Below are 14,997 nucleotides of genomic sequence, written 5' to 3'. Positions count from 1 at the left end.
GCGACCAACGAAGGTTGCGCTCGGGCCGCAAAAGGGAACCATTAAAGTCCAAAGTTAAAGTTTTATGGTTCCCGCACCACCACTAGACGCCGCGCTGCCTGACCGGCCTACTGGCGAAGCAAGGCCATCATCGCGCCGAAGCCAACGAACACCCCGCCCGTCACACGATTGAAGGCTTTCGCCACGCGCCGGCTTTTGAGCGTCGCGCCGATGCGCGTGCCGAAACCCGCATAAACGAGATACCAGCTCACTTCGCACACGGCGAAAGTCGCAACGAGCACGCCGAACTGCGGCAGCACGGGGCGGGTCGCGTCGATGAACTGCGGCAGGAGCGCCGCCGCGAACAGGATCGCCTTCGGGTTGCTGCCGCCGACGAAAAAGCCGTTGCGGTAGAGCGCAAGCGGCGAGCGCACGGGGCGCGCGGCCACACGCTCGGCAATGTCGGCGGCGGCCTCGGGCACGGGCGCGCCCCAAGCCTTGATGCCCAGATAAACGAGGTACGCGGCGCCGATGAATCGAAGCGCGTTGAACATGGTCGGCCACGCCTGCAGGAACGCGCCGAGTCCGGCTGCGGAGACGGCCAGCATCAGGACCAGTGCGGAAAGGCAGCCGGCCATGGTTGCGCTCGTGCGGCGCAATCCGTACTGCGCGCCGTGCGACATGATGAGCAACATGTTGGGACCAGGAATGGCGCAGACGACGAAGACGGTGACGAGGAACAGCCACCAGGTATGCAGATTCATTGCAGCGGCGAAGTGTAAGAGGGCTGGAAAACGGCGAAGGGTGAATTATGCCAGCGGACGCCGCGTGCCTGGTTGCGGCCCCCAGGCTGGAGCAAGGCGAGCAGCGGACCAAAGCGCGGGCCAAAGTGCAACGCGGGAAAAAGAAAAGCCCGCAGCGATTGCGGGCTGAATCCATATCAGGAGGAGACATGGAGGAGACAATTTCACTATAGTCAAACTATTGACTCGTCGCAATATACGTTCGTATATGGAATCGTTAATCATTGTCAGATTAATGAGTTAGTGATTGATGCGGCCATTCACCAGGCACACAATGAAGCGGCGCGCTCGCTGGATGGAAGGTGCGGCGCACGGGAGGCGAGACATCGCCTCGTCAGCCCGGAGCGGGTTTCAACTGGAGGGGTGATATGGGCATTCTGGACAAGGTCGGAGAAATTGCCGGTGCGGTGGCCGCAGTGGAAGGCGCCGAGAAGCTCGATCCAAATGCGGGCTTTCTGACCAAGGCGGCAGCGGCGGTTGCCGGTTTCGAGGGCGCCAAGGAAGTCGAGCAGCTAGTCGAAAAGAAGGAAGAGGAAAAGCCTGCCGACGACAACACCGCGCAGTCCGCGGACGGGTCGGATCAGCAGGCGTGAGCGCTTTGCCGCGCGCGTGACGGATCGACCGGGGAGTGGCTACGCGAGTGGCAATTCAGATACAGGAAAGCCGCGGCTGAAGAGCCGCGGCTTTTTCATTGGCGCGCCGGGGGCGCGCTAGCGGGTAGAGGCCGGCGACGCACGATAAACGAAGCCGAGCGCGATAACCGCTACCGTGAAGCCGAGTGCGACGAAACACACGCCGCTCCAGCGCGCCGAGGCCCACGCCGCGCCGGCCATGAGCGCGCCGGCCGCGCCGCCGATAAAGAACATTCCCACGAAAATCGCGTTGAGCCGCCCGCGCGCGACGGGGTTCAGCAGGTTGATGGCGCGCCGCCCTAGTGTCTGGTCGGCGATCACGCCCGCATCGAGCGAGGCTGCGCCCGCAACGAGCAGACCCAGCGCCAGCACGGGGTGCGCGGCGGGCGAAAAGCCACCCCAGCCCGCGCCCGCCACACCCAGCAGCACGACCGCGCCGAGCATCGTCGCGTGCGCCGCGTATTGGACCGCGCGCCCCGCGCCACGGTCGCCCAGCCGGCCCGCGAGCGGTGTGACGATCGCGCCGCTCGCGCCGGCCAGCGCAAATGCGGCAATGCCGTTCATGCCCAGCGAAAACGGCGGCTGCGACAGCAGCAGCGCAACGGCGGTCCAGAACGCCGAGAACGCCCCCAACGCGAGCGACGCGAGGAAAGCGCTGCGCCGCAGAACGCGTTCGGTGCGCAGCAACGTCCAGAGCGAATAGAGCAGATCGACGTAGCGTGCGGTCACGGCCGGCATGCGGCGAGGCGTGCGCAGGAAGAGAACCACGGCGAGCACGCCATCCGCTGCCGCTTCGATCCCGTAGAACGCACGCCAGCCCAGCGTTCCCGCTATCAGGCTGGCAAGCGGCCGCGACAGCAGAATGCCCAGCATCAGGCCGCTCATCACATTGCCTACCGCCTGCCCGCGATGACTTTCGGGCGCCATCGAGGCGGCCATCGGTACGAGCATCTGGATCACACTGGAGGTCGCTCCCGCGAGGAACGCAGCGGCGAGAAAGAGTGGGCCCGAGCGCGCCAGCGCCGCGAGGGCGAGAAAGGCGGAGCAGGCAAGCAGTGTGCGGAAAATCAGGCGCCGGTTTTCGAGCAGATCACAAAGCGGCACGAGCAGCAGCAGGCCGGCGGCGTAGCCAAGCTGCGGCAGCATGGCGACCGCGCCGACGAACGCCGGGCGCAGATGCAGCGAATGGCTCACGAGCCCGGCGAGCGGCTGAGCCGCCGAGAGATTGACGACGATCACGCCGACAGCGGCGGCGAAGAACAGTGTCATCGGCAGCGTGAGCGTGGCGTGACTCGCGGGGGTGGCTTCGCGCGCCATCACGCGCGTACAGGTTTCAGCGGGGTGCTCCATCGATTGGCTCCGCAACGTGGCAGGTCCAGGTATCGTAGGGAGCCTCACGTTATGCGACAATTGAATTATCGCGATAATCTTTATGCGGAGTAGTTGTGAACACGCGAGATCTGGAAGCCTTCGTGGCGGTGGTCGAAAGCGGCTCGCTCGTGCGGGCTTCGGAGCGGCTCTTCCTCACGCAGCCGGGCCTTACGCGCCGCGTGCAGAACCTGGAGACGACGCTCGGCGTCGAGTTGCTCGACCGCCAGAGCAAGCCCCTCAAACCCACGGCTGCTGGCAACGAGGTGTACAGCCTCGCGCGCTCGGTCCTGAGAGCGGTCGACGACCTGATGTCGGTCGCTTCGCCGGAGACCGAACCCACTGGCGAGCTCAAGCTCGGTGTGCCGCCGTTTCTCTCGGAGCTGGCGCTCGAGCAGCCCGTTGATCAATTGCGTGGCGAGTTTCCGAAGCTGACGCTGCGGGTGAGGGCGGGCTGGTCGCCGGGGCTGCTCGACGAAGTCGAGCGCGCACGGCTCGATGCGGCGGTCATTCTGCTGCCCGCCGCCGTTGCGCCGCCGGAGAGTGTCGTCGCGACCCAGCTTGGGTATACGCCGACCCTCGTCGTCGCGGCGCGCTCGTTCGGCTTGCCCGACGAGCCCACCACGCTCGCCGCGCTCGCGCATCACCCGTGGGTGCTGAACCAGGACGGCTGCGGGATGCGCTCGGCGCTGAGCCGCGCCATGGGCATGGCGGGTTTGCCGTTCAACGTGGCGGTCGAGGCGTTCGGCTCGGAGCTGCAGCTTTCGCTGGTCGCACGCGGTATGGGCGTCGGGCTCGCCGCGCCGCAGGCGCTCGCGCGCAGTCCGCTGCGCGACCAGCTGCAGGTCATCGACGCGACCGACTTCCGCTCGGGCCTGAACGTGTGGCTCGTGCACGGGGCGCTGCCGGGGCGCCTCGTGCGGCCGGTCGCGCTCATTCGCGACGCGCTGGCAAACAAGCTGGAGACGGCCGACATGGCGTGACGGCCTGGCGCTCAGGCGTGCGCGGCTGCGCCGTCGCTGCTGCCGATCGCGTCGAGTTCCGTGAGCACTTCGTCGTCCAGATCGATCTGCGCCGCCGCCACGTTTTCACGCAGATGCGAAAGCGTGGACGTGCCCGGAATCAGCAGAATATTGGGCGAGCGCCGCAGGAGCCACGCGAGCGCGAGCGCCATCGGCGTGACGTCGAGGCGAGCGGCGATCGACGCAAGCGCCGACGACTGGATCGGCGTAAAGCCGCCGAGCGGAAAGAACGGCACGTAGGCAATGCCCTGCGCGGCCAGTGCGTCGATCAGCGCGTCGTCGTCGCGGTGCACGAGGTTGTAGTGGTTCTGCACGCACACAATCGGCACGAGCCGTTGCGCCGCCGCGATCTGCGCAGCGGTGGCGTTGGACATGCCCACGTTGCGCACGAGGCCGCGCTCGCGCAACCGGGCAAGCGTTTCGACCTGCTTTTCCACGGGCCCTTCGGAGGGCTTGTGAACATCGCCCATGATGCGCAGGTTGACCACGTCGAGTGCTTCGAGGCCCAGATTGCGCAAGTTGTCGTGCACGGCGCGCTCGATGTCGGCGGGCTCGAGAGCCGGTAGCCAGGCACCCTGGTCGTCGCGCACGGCGCCCACCTTGGTGACGATCGTGAGGTTTTGCGCATAAGGGTGCAGCGCTTCACGGATGATCTGGTTCGTCACGTGCGGGCCGTAGAAGTCGCTCGTGTCGATGTGATCGACGCCCAGCGCCAGCGCCTCGCGCAGCACCGCGACGGCCTGCGCCCGGTCCTTCGGGGGCCCGAACACGCCGGGCCCGGCCAGTTGCATGGCGCCATAGCCCATGCGGTTCACCTGACGGCCGGCCAGTTCATACGTGCTTGCGGGTTTGCGGTTCGGCATTGCGTACTCCTCGGTTGACGAATGCCCGCAGTATGGGCGCGTTCGAATTGTCCGATAATCCCGTCTGATCAGAACAGGCTGTGCATAATTTCGAACAGTGCGTTCGAGCAGTGCGAGGTGAACGATGCCGATGGAAATGAACGATCTGGCCGCTTTCGTTTCAGTGGCGCGCGCGGGTGGCTTTCGCGATGCCGCGCGCGTGGGCGGCGTCTCGGCGTCGAGCCTGAGCGCCGCTGTGCGCAGGCTGGAGGCGAAGCTCGGACTGCGCCTTTTGAACCGCACCACGCGTAGCGTCGCGCCGACCGAGGCGGGCCAGCGGCTGCTCGAATCGATCACGCCGCTCTTCAGCGAGATGGAAGCGGCGCTCGACGTGCTCAACGGCTACCGCGAAAAGCCCGCGGGCACGCTCAAGCTGAACGTGCCCGCAAGCGCGGCGCGGACCATCTTGCCCGGCGTGCTCGCGCCGTTTCATCGCGCGTATCCCGAGATCCGCGTGGAAGTGGTGGTGGAGGACGGCTTCGTCGACGTGCTGCAGATCGGCTGCGACGCCGGTATCCGCTATGACGAGCGGCTCGAGCAGGACATGATCGCGATACCCATCGGCCCACGCGTGGAGCGCTTCGCGACGGCCGCTTCGCCCGCGTATCTCGCGGCGCGCGGGCAGCCCGAACATCCGCGCGAGCTGCTCGGGCATGCCTGCCTGCGCGTGCAGTTCGCGGGCGGCGCGCTGCCGCTCTGGCATTTCGAGCGCAATGGCGAAGTGTTGCGCCTCGACCCGCCCACGCCGCTCGTCGTGCGTCCCGGCGCCGCGCTCGACTTGCTGATCAACATGGCGCTCGACGGCGTCGGCGTGGTGTATCTGTTCGAGGAGATGTTGCTGCCGCATATCCGAAGCGGCGCGCTCGTGCGCTTGCTCGACGACTGGGACGTCTCGTTTCCAGGGCCCTTTCTCTACTATCCGGGAAGGCGGCACCTGCCGGCGCCGTTGCGCGCGTTCGTCGACTTCGTCAAGGCGCACGCGCAAGACGATTCGGCTTCCTGAGCATGTGTCGAAGCGCTCACGTCGCTCACGTGGCCCCTCGGGATGGTGTTGCGTTTCGCCGTCATCGGTGAGCCAGGGGACGTCGTGCGAGGTCCAGATATGGAACTCGGGGCGTGCACCGGGGTCGTCGTCGAGCGTGGCGACGCGCAAGATCACATGCGGCTGCACGGGACGCTCGGCCAGGATCGGACAGGGCGCCGCGCGCAACGGTGGCGCGGCGCGCAGCCAGTATAAGGGCGCGATTGGGCCCGAAATCGCATTTTCGGACTTTGCCAATGTTCATGACGATGAGACGTCCATAGATTGAGCGATGTCGCGCCGCAAGCGCTTTGCCTTTCATGAGATCGCCGATGAACCTGTCCCTAGCTCGCACACCGTCCGCAGACGCCGCCTGGCATGACGCCTTGTCGGCGCACACGGCGGGCCGGCACGAGAGCGCGCTCGGCGCGCTCGAACGCGTGCTGGACGCCGAGCCCGCCGACGCAAGGGCCCTGGAGCTGGCAGCCCGCACGCTCGCCGGCGACGCCCGGCACCGCGCGTCGCCGCCGTTTGCCACGCCCGAGGCGCAGGCCGACGCGTACGTCGCACTCGGCGCGTGGTTGTACCGTCGCGGACATTTCGCGGCCGCCTGCCACGCGTATCGGCGCGTAGTGTCGATCCGCCCCGGCGACCTGCCCGCGCGCGCCAACCTCGCCCTCGCGCTGATGAACGACGCCCGCGCCGATGAAGCCGAAGCCGAGCTTTCACGCGCGCTGGAGATCGATCCGCATCATGCCGCGGCGCTGCTCAATCAGGGCGTGCTGATGTGGCGTCTGGGCCGCCTCAAGCAAGCCGAAGCCGCGTATCTTGCGGTGCTCGGGCAGCATCCGGATCACGTCGCGGCATGGAACAATCTGGGCCTGCTGTACAAGGAGATGAACCGCCTGCCCGACTCGGAGGCCGCATGCCGCCGGGCGCTCGCGCTTGACGACAGCCATGCCGAAGTCCACAACAACCTCGGTAACGCGCTCTGGCAACTCGGCCAGGTCGAGGCGTCGATCGAGCCGTATCAGCGCGCACTCGCGCTGCGTCCCGACTACGCGGCGGCGCGCGTGAACCTGGCGTTGCCGCTGCTGCGTCTGGGCGCGTACGAGGTGGCGTGGCCGTTGTACGAAGCGCGCCACGATCCGTCGATCGGCGAGGGCGGCGTCGGCCGGCCGCCCGTGCCGTATCCGCAGTGGCAAGGCGAACCGCTCGCGGGCAAGTCGATTCTCGTGTGGCCCGAACAGGGGCTCGGCGACTGCCTGCAATTCTGCCGCTATGTGCCGATGCTCAAGGCGCTGGGCGCGGCGCACGTGAGCATTGCCTGCGCGCCGGCGCTCACGCGGTTGTTCGAAACGCTCGCGGGCGCCGACCGCGTGATCCCGTTGAACGGCCAGGGGCGTATCGAGCGCCACGACTTCTGGTGCCTGACGATGAGCCTGCCGCTGCGCTTTGGCACCACGGTCGCGTCGATTCCGGCGAGCGTGCCGTATCTGCATGCGCACGCGCCGCAGGCGCAGGCGTGGCGCAGGCGGCTGCCCGCGGGGGGCCTGAAGGTCGGGCTCGTGTGGGCTGGCAATCCGCGCGAGGGCGAGGCGAGTTCAAACGCCATCGACCAGCGCCGCTCGCTCGACGCACGCGCGTTCATGCCGCTGCTGGGCACGCCGGGAGTGACGTTCGTGAGCCTGCAACTCGGCGCGACGACGCGGCCACAACTCGCCGGGATTCCCACTGACTTGCGTCCGTTCGACCCGATGGACGACGTGCGCGATTTCGCCGATACCGCCGCGATCGTCGCGAATCTCGATCTCGTGATTACCATGGACACCTCGATGGCGCACCTGGCCGGAGCGCTCGGCAAGCCGGTGTGGGTGCTGTCGCGCTATGCGGCGTGCTGGCGCTGGCTCGGAGACCGGGAGGATTCGCCGTGGTATCCAACGGCGCGGCTTTATCGCCAGGGCGAGAACGGCGCCTGGGGCGCAGTCCTGCAGCGTGTGGAAAAAGCCCTCGCCGCGCTGGCGGAGCAGCACGCGCAAGCATAGGTTGGCCAGGTTCTGGCGTGGGCTGTCGCGCCGCTGGCTGGCAACCTCTTAGCGGCTCCTGGACCTTTCTCGATGTGCTGGCATTGCTGCACTGGCACCACCACGGCGCGTTGCCGCAGACCTCGCGCAACGCGCTTGAGCGTGGTATTTGAGCGCGTTTAAGCGCGCTTCATGCCGTACTCGACGAACGTGCGGCAGAGCAACTCCATGCCTTTCGCGTCCTCTTCGTCGAAGCGCGCGAGATGCGGGCTGTCCACGTCCCAGACGCCGATCAGCTCGCCGTCCGGCGTGACGAGGGGCACGACGATTTCCGACTGCGAAGCCGAATCGCACGCAATGTGGCCCGCGAACGCGTGCACGTCGGGCACCACCTGGGTTTGCCGCGTGGCCGCTGCGGTGCCGCACACGCCCTTGCCGATGGGAATGCGCACGCACGCCGGCTTGCCCTGGAACGGACCGACCACGAGCTCGGTGCCGTCGAACGAATAGAAGCCCGCCCAATTCAGCCCCTCGAGCGAATGAAACACGAGCGAAGCGAAGTTTGCCGCGTTCGCAATGACGTCGGTTTCGCCTTCGATCAGCGAGCGCGCCTGCGCAGCGAGCGATTCGTAGAGGGCGGGTTTGTCGGAGGGAAGGGTGTCGGAAAGCGAGAACATAAGTCGGTCGATCAGGATATGCGCCGGTCCAGCGAAAGGCGCGGTGGAGCCAAACGAGAGTGTAGGCGAGATCGGGCATCGGCAGGAAATCGCCGGACGCTGAATTCAGGCTCGTGCATGGACCGTGGCGCGCACTCGTGCGATTATTCACGTTTCGTGTTGAATCTATCCACGCCTGCGGGGCTGGTCGCGCGCCGTTTTTCAGGCATGCTGGCGCATCGCGACAGACAGAAACGGAGAACGCAGCATGAGCAAGACATTCAAAATCGCCGCCATTGCCGGTGACGGCATTGGCCAGGAAGTGATGCCCGAGGGCGTGCGCGTTGTCGAGGCGGCGGCCGCGAAGTTCGGCCTGAAGCTCGAATTCACGCATTTCGACTGGGCAAGCTGCGACTACTATCTGCAGCACGGCAAGATGATGCCCGACGACTGGTTCGCCACGCTCAAGGGCTTCGATGCGATCTATTTCGGCGCGGTCGGCTGGCCCGACAAGGTGCCCGATCACATTTCGCTGTGGGGCTCGCTGCTGAAGTTCCGCCGTGAGTTCGACCAGTACGTGAACCTGCGCCCGGTGCGTCTGTTGCCGGGCGTGCCGTGTCCGCTCGCCAACCGCAAGCCTGGCGACATCGATTTTCTCGTGGTGCGCGAGAACACCGAGGGCGAGTACAGCTCGGTGGGCGGCAGGATGTTCGAAGGCACCGAGCGTGAGTTCGTGTTGCAGGAGTCGGTGTTCACGCGCCACGGCGTGGACCGCATTCTCAAGTACGCGTTCGAGCTTGCGAACCAGCGCAAGCGCAAGCAGCTCACGGCGGCCACGAAGTCCAACGGCATCTCGATCAGCATGCCCTACTGGGACGAGCGCGTGGCGGCCATGGCGCAGACGTATCCCGACGTGAAATGGGACAAGCAGCACATCGATATTCTGTGCGCGCGTTTTGTACTGCAGCCGGATCGCTTCGACGTGGTTGTCGCATCGAACCTCTTCGGCGACATTCTTTCGGACCTCGGCCCGGCATGCACGGGCACGATCGGTCTGGCGGCATCGGCGAACCTGAACCCCGAGCGCAAGTTTCCCTCGCTGTTCGAGCCGGTGCACGGTTCCGCTCCCGACATCTTCGGCAAGAAGATCGCGAACCCCATCGCGATGATCTGGTCGGGCGCGATGATGCTCGACTTCCTCGGCAACGGCGACGCGCAATACAAGGCCGCGCACGACGCGATCATGCAGGCCATCGAGAAGGTGCTGGTGGAAGGCCCGCGCACGCCCGACATGGGTGGCACGGCGAACACGACTGTGCTGGGCGAAGCGGTAGCCGCCGCGCTGTGACGCACATGCCGGACGCACCGAAAGCGCCGAAGTCCGTAGCGTCGCCCGAACTCGACGACTTGCGCGTGTTCTGCATGGTCGCGCGCAAGGCGAGTTTCAGTGCGGCGGCCGAAGCGCTTTCGGCGTCGCCGGCTTATGTGAGCAAGCGCGTGGGCGTGCTCGAGGCGCGTCTCGGCACGCGTTTGTTGCACCGCTCGACGCGGCGCGTCGCGATGACCGAGGCGGGCGAGCGCGTGTATGCATCGGCCGGCAAGATCCTCGACGAGGTCGAGCGGCTCGTGGACGACGTCTCCACCGCGCGGCGCATTCCGCGCGGCACATTGCGCGTGTCGAGCAGCTTCGGCTTTGGCCGCAATTTCGTCGCGCCTGCGCTCGCGAGTCTTTCCGAGCGGTATGCGCAACTGAGCGTGCGGCTCGAACTGTTCGACCGGCTCGTCGACGTGGCGGGCGAGGGCTTCGACCTCGACGTGCGTATCGGCGACGAGATCGCCGGCCATCTGATCGCGCGGCGTCTTGCCACGAACTATCGCGTGCTATGCGCGGCGCCCGCGTATCTCGCGCGGCGCGGCGCGCCCCAGGAAGTCGCCGATCTTGCAGAGCATGCGTGTCTCGCGATCAAGGAGCGCGATCATCCGTTCGGCGTATGGCGCTTGAACGCGCATGGCGAAACGGTTTCGGTGAAGGTGGCCGGGCCGCTCTCCACCAATCACGGCGAGGTGGCCGTGCAGTGGGCGCTGGCGGGACGCGGCATCGTGCTGCGCTCGATGTGGGATGTCGCGCCATTGCTGGAAAGCGGGCGCTTGCAGCGCGTGCTGCCCGGCGTCACGCAGCCGGCCAACGTCTGGGCCGTGTACCCGGCGCGGCTCGCACAGTCTGCGAAAGTGCGCGTGTGCGTGAATCATCTGGAGGAAACGTTCGCGCGCATCGGCATTTCCGTGCCTGCGAGCGAGGATGAGAGCGGGGGCTAGCGAGTGTTAGAGCGTGTTGGGCACCAGGCTCCTGGTGTCCGGGTCATAGTAGCAGGCGAAATGTTCAATCATGGATAGGCTCTGCATATCGACCGGTTGAATCCACAATCCCCATAGGCCATTCGTGGCTGTGTTTGCCGCCTATTCTCCAATTTCTGGGTCAATTTTATATAACGTCCAATCCGATACGACGGTAGTTTGTTTGAGTCGCTCAATTTACGAGACGTCGAGCGTGAAGATTTCAAATTTTCTCGTCCGATCTCGTGCCATCAGTATGCCGCTGTGCGTTTCCCCATATCGCGCTCATGATGATCTAGATATGCCGTATGCTGCATTCGTCAATCATCCGACGGTGGAGTCAGGCATTACATCGAAAGTATCGAATTCGACAAGTATTTCAGCGCCTAGCGTTGCGGTGAACATTGCTATTGGCTTTGGGTTGTGATTTTCTTTGCCGAAGTATGACTTTTCGAGCATGCCGAGTGCTCGCGCGTATTCTTCGACACTGTAGTCTGTCAGTATCTTTGCATTGTAGATGATGTTCTGAATCAGAAAATCGTTCATAAGACACCGGGATACGCCTTTGAAAAGCACACGGGCGCGTGTTTTTCTGTCATCGAACATCAACGTCAGTTCCACAATTCCGGCATTCATATCTGCTGAGACGCCCCTCAAATACCAATCGTGGAAATGGTTCCATGCCGTCAGTATGGTGTCTGTCATGTCGCTGCCGTTCATGAGGATGGGCGGACATAGGGCTGCAGGTCGCGGACGACGACTTGCGCACAGGTGAGTCGAATGTCTAACCCGACGTTCGGCACCAGGTCTAGCTTGAGCAATCCGCCTTCGGCTTTGGTAAGCGACATTTCCATTATGGTGGCTTCCTCAAGCATTGCGTTTATGTCAATCTCTGCGGTTCGCACGTCAAGACAGTCAAGGAAAACGACGTAGTCGCGCGTTCGCCCTGCAGGAGGCGGTCCATAGCGGTCGTGAAGCACTTCCAGTTGCACATCTACCAGGTCGCGCGTTCGCGTACCGGGCATTGGAAGCCCGTCAGCACCTTCGCGCGTTTCTCGCCGACGAATCATGCAAAAAGAGCGAACGGCCGAATCATGAAACGACGTATACGTTCCCAGTACACGCTTTAGCATGTCGCTTCGGGTTGCCAATTCCCAGCCCCAAGTCTGTTCCGGTTTATTCATCGCCTTCTCTTCATTCGCAGTTAATTGGAGACATCGGGAGGTGAGCGTTGTCCCGCTTCCCATCGGAGAAATTATGACCATGTGGTTCGCCGTGGCTCGCGTGATATTGAGCACAGAGGTTGCCATTCGAATCGAAGTAGTCCACATCCACGCCGTTAGGATTCGTGCGATAGCCACCGGGCTCGCTGCCCGTCAAGCGGACGCCACGCGCCGCGAACTGCTGAGTGTCATCACTTGAGCTATCTGGTTGATAGTCGAATGGCTGAGAGTCGCTGAGCGACGTCGACTCACCTTCGGTGGTGCCGCTGTCCGAAACATCGTCGCCGCTGGCCAATGCGCCTGCCGCCGTCTTAACGAACCCCAAGAGTCCTGCGCCTCCACCTTCTCCGCTGGTACTCGCGGCACTACTCACAGCCTGTGTTAAGCCGCGAGCGGCTTTGGCTACCTGCGAGGGCGCATCGAATGCCGTAGACAGGACCGACCCTGCGCCAGCCGTTTTTCCCTCCTGTGCGGCCTTGAACGAGACCCACTGATCCCATGTCAATGGACGGTTCGCGTTTCCCCCGCCTGATGCACTGGCTGACTGCCAGGACTGCGGTGCTGGCGTGAGCCGGAACACGCGCGGGCGCTGCGTCCACTCCCTGTCCATATACGGCACAAGGCGACCACCGCGCACCACATCGCACAAAACGCGCCGGACATCGTCGTTGGTCTGTGGAAGGTTCCAGTGGGCGAAGTCCAGAATATCGGATAGATACTCCTGAACTGTCTGCAGGCCACGCCGACCGGTTATCGTGCGCAGGTCATCCTTCGGCCTGAAATAGCGGTAGAAGTCGCCCCGGTCCTCGTCGCGCTGACGTTCAAGCTCATCGCGCTCCCAGCGCTTGCGCTCACGGTCGTCGCGCCAGCACCGGGGCGTACGCGTCGAAGACTGTCGGGAAGAGAGGGTTCCGTCCCTGCCGTCGGGCCATCCCCATCGCGGCTTTCTGAGCGGGTAGGGCTTGATCCCGCTCGCTTGTTGACTCCAGACTGCGTCGCGGTACTGGCCACCCGGTACGAGCGTGCATTGCCACCCGTTCTCCAGCGGTACCTCGAGGGTGTTCCATCGTGGGAAAGGCATGGGCATGGCATGTCCGTCGTCCGTGTGGCACAAGGCCGGTATACGTAACACGCGTACTGACGACTGACCTTGCGTCATGTCGACGGTTGCACGATGTTGAATCGGACGGCACTGAACCCTATCGTTGAACGAGACGGTTTCTTTCGTCAGCAGGAGGGCAGTCGCATGAGTGTGAAGATGGGCACTGCAATGGATGGCGCCCCCCAGGGGCGTGCCTCACTCCCCTTCAGGAATATCGAGCGCCTTGCGCTCGCGCCGTTCCTCGTTGCCGCGCCGCGCGCGCTGCCGCTGGCGCGAAAGCACAGTGATGATCTGGCCGGTGGTGGCGTCGGCGGGAATTTCGTTGCGGATCACGTTCGCCACCATCGGCAGCCCCTTGCGCTGGCGGCGCAGCGCCTGCGCGATCGCCTGGCGGCACGCTGGCCCGTGGCAATCCCATTCGTCGCGCAATTTTCCGCAGTACCGGCAGGTGTCCATGTGGTCCAGTTTACCCAAAATCCATCGACGGTTTCAGGGCGCGATCATGGTATGCCGCGCTTGCGCCAGCCCGGCGGTATGATCGGCAGCGGACGGGGTTAGGGACCGCAGTTGGACATTTCATCGCGGGAGCGGCAGATGATGGCGATCGGCGTAGTCCTCTTCGACATGGAAGGCGTGCTGTCCCACTACGATCGCGACGCGCGCGTGGCGAGCCTCGCGGCCGCCACTGGCGCGCCGCCTGCAACCGTGCGCCACGCGATCTGGGGCTCGGGCCTCGAAGCGCGCGCCGACGCCGGTGAGATCGACCCCGACGCGTATCTGCAAGCGCTCGGCGCCATGCTCGGCTGCGAGGTGGCCCGCGACGTGTGGCTCGCTTCGCGGCGCGCCTCGATCACGCCGAACGAGGCGGCGCTCGCACTGGCGCAGCGCGTGGCCGCGCGATGCCGCATCGCTGTGCTGACCAACAACTGTTCGCTCGTCACGCATCACCTCGATTATCTGAATCCGCCGGTCGCGCAGCTTTTCGGCTCGCAAATCTATTCGTCGGCAACCTTCGGCGCGGTCAAGCCGGCTGCGCAGACCTATCTTGGCTGCGTGGCGCAGATCGGCGCCCAGCCACAGGAAACGCTTTTCATCGACGACAGCGAAGCGAACGTGACGGGCGCGCTCGACGCGGGTCTGCAGGCGTGTCACTTCGTCGAAACCGATTCGCTCGCGCGTGACCTCACGCGGCTCGGGCTGATCGACGTTTGATGGCCAATCTACGGGAGCATGCCATGAAGATACGACGTCACTGGAACCTGGTTGCGACGCTGTGGCTGTGTGCGTTCGCGCCGCTTGCCTCGGCGCAAGTCCTGGGCGCGCCCGCGGCGCCAGGACCTGCGCCTGGCGCGCCGGTCGTGTACGTGACGGATTTCGAACTCGACGCGGCCAACGTCAAACAGGATACGAACCCTGTGGAGAATGCGCGCGAGCACGTGGGCGGGCTATTGCCACGACCGCTGCTGCGTCACCGAGACCCGCAGCAGCGGGCCGATCAGGACGTGGCAAAAATGGCCAATGCACTGGTGAACGACCTGCGCGCGAAGGGTCTCGACGCGCGCCGCCTGCCCAGTGGCGCGCCGCTGCCCGCGCAGGGCTGGCTCGTGCGGGGCGTATTCCTGAGCGTGGACGAAGGCAACAGCTTGCGGCGCGCGGTGGTGGGCTTCGGCTCGGGCGCAAGCCAGATCGAACTGGCGGTAGCGGTGGACAACCTCGCCACCCAGGCGCCGCAGCCGCTTTATCAGGTGATCGACAGCGAATCGAGCCACGCGAAGCCGGGCGCCGGCGCGGCCATCGCGCTCAATCCGTATGTGGCGGCGGCCAAATTCGTGCTGGCGCGCGCCGATGACCGCAAGAACGTGGACCGGGCGGCGGCCGAAGTGGCCGACTCGGTCGCCGCACGCGTGAAAGCGGCGCCGCAATGACGCCGC

The 14,997-nt window shown here is 65.0% G+C and carries 16 protein-coding genes; 8 read left to right on the top strand and 8 right to left on the bottom strand.

Annotation, left to right across the window (positions count from 1 at the left end; all coding sequences use genetic code 11):
- Positions 1-107: 107 nt before the first annotated feature.
- Entirely contained in the window at positions 108-743 is a 636-nt protein-coding gene (locus U5A65_RS22300; RefSeq protein WP_321947432.1) for a LysE family translocator, read from the bottom strand.
- Positions 744-1,150: 407 nt separating this feature from the next.
- On the opposite strand from U5A65_RS22300, the gene U5A65_RS22295 reads away from it, so the two are divergent.
- Positions 1,151-1,375 carry a hypothetical protein gene (locus U5A65_RS22295; protein ID WP_321909886.1) on the top strand — a complete coding sequence of 75 codons (225 nt, stop codon included), beginning with the start codon at positions 1,151-1,153 and terminating at the stop codon, positions 1,373-1,375.
- A gap of 117 nt (positions 1,376-1,492) precedes the next feature.
- On the opposite strand, the gene U5A65_RS22290 is transcribed toward U5A65_RS22295, so the two are convergent.
- The gene (locus U5A65_RS22290) at positions 1,493-2,764 is read right to left on the bottom strand and encodes an MFS transporter (RefSeq protein ID WP_415765386.1); all 1,272 of its coding nucleotides are present in this window, start codon (positions 2,762-2,764) and stop codon (positions 1,493-1,495) included.
- A 95-nt stretch (positions 2,765-2,859) separates the two neighbouring features.
- Here U5A65_RS22290 and U5A65_RS22285 point away from each other — a divergent pair, with 95 nt between their 5' ends.
- A complete protein-coding gene (locus tag U5A65_RS22285) occupies positions 2,860-3,765 on the top strand; it encodes a LysR family transcriptional regulator (RefSeq protein ID WP_321936503.1) in 906 nt (301 codons plus the stop codon).
- Positions 3,766-3,776: 11 nt separating this feature from the next.
- Here U5A65_RS22285 and U5A65_RS22280 read toward each other — a convergent pair whose 3' ends face one another.
- Positions 3,777-4,667 carry an aldo/keto reductase family oxidoreductase gene (locus U5A65_RS22280; protein ID WP_321947430.1) on the bottom strand — a complete coding sequence of 297 codons (891 nt, stop codon included), beginning with the start codon at positions 4,665-4,667 and terminating at the stop codon, positions 3,777-3,779.
- Positions 4,668-4,797: 130 nt separating this feature from the next.
- Here U5A65_RS22280 and U5A65_RS22275 point away from each other — a divergent pair, with 130 nt between their 5' ends.
- Positions 4,798-5,709, top strand: a complete 912-nt coding sequence (locus U5A65_RS22275) for a LysR family transcriptional regulator (RefSeq protein WP_321909881.1) — start codon at positions 4,798-4,800, stop codon at positions 5,707-5,709.
- A gap of 350 nt (positions 5,710-6,059) precedes the next feature.
- On the top strand, positions 6,060-7,772 hold the full coding sequence (locus U5A65_RS22270; RefSeq protein ID WP_321947428.1) for a tetratricopeptide repeat protein: 1,713 nt from the start codon (positions 6,060-6,062) through the stop codon (positions 7,770-7,772).
- 158 nt (positions 7,773-7,930) lie between these two features.
- On the opposite strand, the gene U5A65_RS22265 is transcribed toward U5A65_RS22270, so the two are convergent.
- On the bottom strand, positions 7,931-8,428 hold the full coding sequence (locus U5A65_RS22265; protein ID WP_415765383.1) for a GAF domain-containing protein: 498 nt from the start codon (positions 8,426-8,428) through the stop codon (positions 7,931-7,933).
- Between the two features lie 247 nt (positions 8,429-8,675).
- On the opposite strand from U5A65_RS22265, the gene U5A65_RS22260 reads away from it, so the two are divergent.
- Both U5A65_RS22260 and U5A65_RS22255 read left to right on the top strand, forming a co-directional pair.
- Positions 8,676-9,755, top strand: a complete 1,080-nt coding sequence (locus U5A65_RS22260; RefSeq protein ID WP_321909875.1) for a tartrate dehydrogenase — start codon at positions 8,676-8,678, stop codon at positions 9,753-9,755.
- 5 nt (positions 9,756-9,760) lie between these two features.
- A complete protein-coding gene (locus U5A65_RS22255; RefSeq protein ID WP_321936498.1) occupies positions 9,761-10,723 on the top strand; it encodes a LysR substrate-binding domain-containing protein in 963 nt (320 codons plus the stop codon).
- A 342-nt stretch (positions 10,724-11,065) separates the two neighbouring features.
- Here the strand turns inward: U5A65_RS22255 and U5A65_RS22250 are convergent, their stop codons facing one another.
- The 4 genes from U5A65_RS22250 to U5A65_RS22235 all read right to left on the bottom strand — a co-directional run bounded on the left by U5A65_RS22250 (position 11,066) and on the right by U5A65_RS22235 (position 13,522).
- Positions 11,066-11,461: a hypothetical protein gene (locus U5A65_RS22250; protein ID WP_321909871.1), complete on the bottom strand. Its 396-nt coding sequence runs from the start codon at positions 11,459-11,461 to the stop codon at positions 11,066-11,068.
- Complete coding sequence (locus U5A65_RS22245; RefSeq protein ID WP_321909869.1) at positions 11,458-11,925, bottom strand: Imm50 family immunity protein; 468 nt, start codon at positions 11,923-11,925, stop codon at positions 11,458-11,460. Before U5A65_RS22245 ends, U5A65_RS22250 begins: the two co-directional genes overlap by 4 nt.
- Positions 11,926-11,935: 10 nt before the next feature.
- The gene (locus tag U5A65_RS22240; RefSeq protein WP_321947426.1) at positions 11,936-13,051 is read right to left on the bottom strand and encodes a hypothetical protein; all 1,116 of its coding nucleotides are present in this window, start codon (positions 13,049-13,051) and stop codon (positions 11,936-11,938) included.
- Positions 13,052-13,261: 210 nt separating this feature from the next.
- The gene (locus U5A65_RS22235) at positions 13,262-13,522 is read right to left on the bottom strand and encodes a hypothetical protein (RefSeq protein ID WP_158762800.1); all 261 of its coding nucleotides are present in this window, start codon (positions 13,520-13,522) and stop codon (positions 13,262-13,264) included.
- A 138-nt stretch (positions 13,523-13,660) separates the two neighbouring features.
- Here U5A65_RS22235 and U5A65_RS22230 point away from each other — a divergent pair, with 138 nt between their 5' ends.
- Together U5A65_RS22230 and U5A65_RS22225 are read left to right on the top strand one after the other, a co-directional pair.
- Complete coding sequence (locus U5A65_RS22230) at positions 13,661-14,278, top strand: HAD family phosphatase (RefSeq protein WP_321947425.1); 618 nt, start codon at positions 13,661-13,663, stop codon at positions 14,276-14,278.
- A 23-nt stretch (positions 14,279-14,301) separates the two neighbouring features.
- A complete protein-coding gene (locus tag U5A65_RS22225; protein WP_321947423.1) occupies positions 14,302-14,991 on the top strand; it encodes a DUF4410 domain-containing protein in 690 nt (229 codons plus the stop codon).
- Positions 14,992-14,997: the final 6 nt, after the last annotated feature.

The organism is Paraburkholderia sp. J10-1, from assembly GCF_905220165.1.
Lineage (GTDB): Bacteria > Pseudomonadota > Gammaproteobacteria > Burkholderiales > Burkholderiaceae > Paraburkholderia.
The sequence above is the reverse complement of the archived record's forward strand: the minus strand, read 5'-3'. Positions and strand labels throughout refer to the sequence as shown.

Excerpts from the sequence above, each read along its gene's own strand:
- U5A65_RS22250 (WP_321909871.1), bottom strand. The coding sequence starts at position 11,461 with ATGAACGGCAGCGACATGACAGACACCATACTGACGGCATGGAACCAT.
- U5A65_RS22300 (WP_321947432.1), bottom strand. The coding sequence starts at position 743 with ATGAATCTGCATACCTGGTGGCTGTTCCTCGTCACCGTCTTCGTCGTC.
- U5A65_RS22225 (WP_321947423.1), top strand. The coding sequence starts at position 14,302 with ATGAAGATACGACGTCACTGGAACCTGGTTGCGACGCTGTGGCTGTGT.
- U5A65_RS22290 (WP_415765386.1), bottom strand. The coding sequence starts at position 2,764 with ATGGAGCACCCCGCTGAAACCTGTACGCGCGTGATGGCGCGCGAAGCC.
- U5A65_RS22280 (WP_321947430.1), bottom strand. The coding sequence starts at position 4,667 with ATGCCGAACCGCAAACCCGCAAGCACGTATGAACTGGCCGGCCGTCAG.
- U5A65_RS22275 (WP_321909881.1), top strand. The coding sequence starts at position 4,798 with ATGGAAATGAACGATCTGGCCGCTTTCGTTTCAGTGGCGCGCGCGGGT.
- U5A65_RS22270 (WP_321947428.1), top strand. The coding sequence starts at position 6,060 with ATGAACCTGTCCCTAGCTCGCACACCGTCCGCAGACGCCGCCTGGCAT.
- U5A65_RS22235 (WP_158762800.1), bottom strand. The coding sequence starts at position 13,522 with ATGGACACCTGCCGGTACTGCGGAAAATTGCGCGACGAATGGGATTGC.
- U5A65_RS22295 (WP_321909886.1), top strand. The coding sequence starts at position 1,151 with ATGGGCATTCTGGACAAGGTCGGAGAAATTGCCGGTGCGGTGGCCGCA.
- U5A65_RS22240 (WP_321947426.1), bottom strand. The coding sequence starts at position 13,051 with ATGCCCATGCCTTTCCCACGATGGAACACCCTCGAGGTACCGCTGGAG.
- U5A65_RS22260 (WP_321909875.1), top strand. The coding sequence starts at position 8,676 with ATGAGCAAGACATTCAAAATCGCCGCCATTGCCGGTGACGGCATTGGC.
- U5A65_RS22265 (WP_415765383.1), bottom strand. The coding sequence starts at position 8,428 with ATGTTCTCGCTTTCCGACACCCTTCCCTCCGACAAACCCGCCCTCTAC.
- U5A65_RS22255 (WP_321936498.1), top strand. The coding sequence starts at position 9,761 with ATGCCGGACGCACCGAAAGCGCCGAAGTCCGTAGCGTCGCCCGAACTC.
- U5A65_RS22230 (WP_321947425.1), top strand. The coding sequence starts at position 13,661 with ATGATGGCGATCGGCGTAGTCCTCTTCGACATGGAAGGCGTGCTGTCC.
- U5A65_RS22245 (WP_321909869.1), bottom strand. The coding sequence starts at position 11,925 with ATGAATAAACCGGAACAGACTTGGGGCTGGGAATTGGCAACCCGAAGC.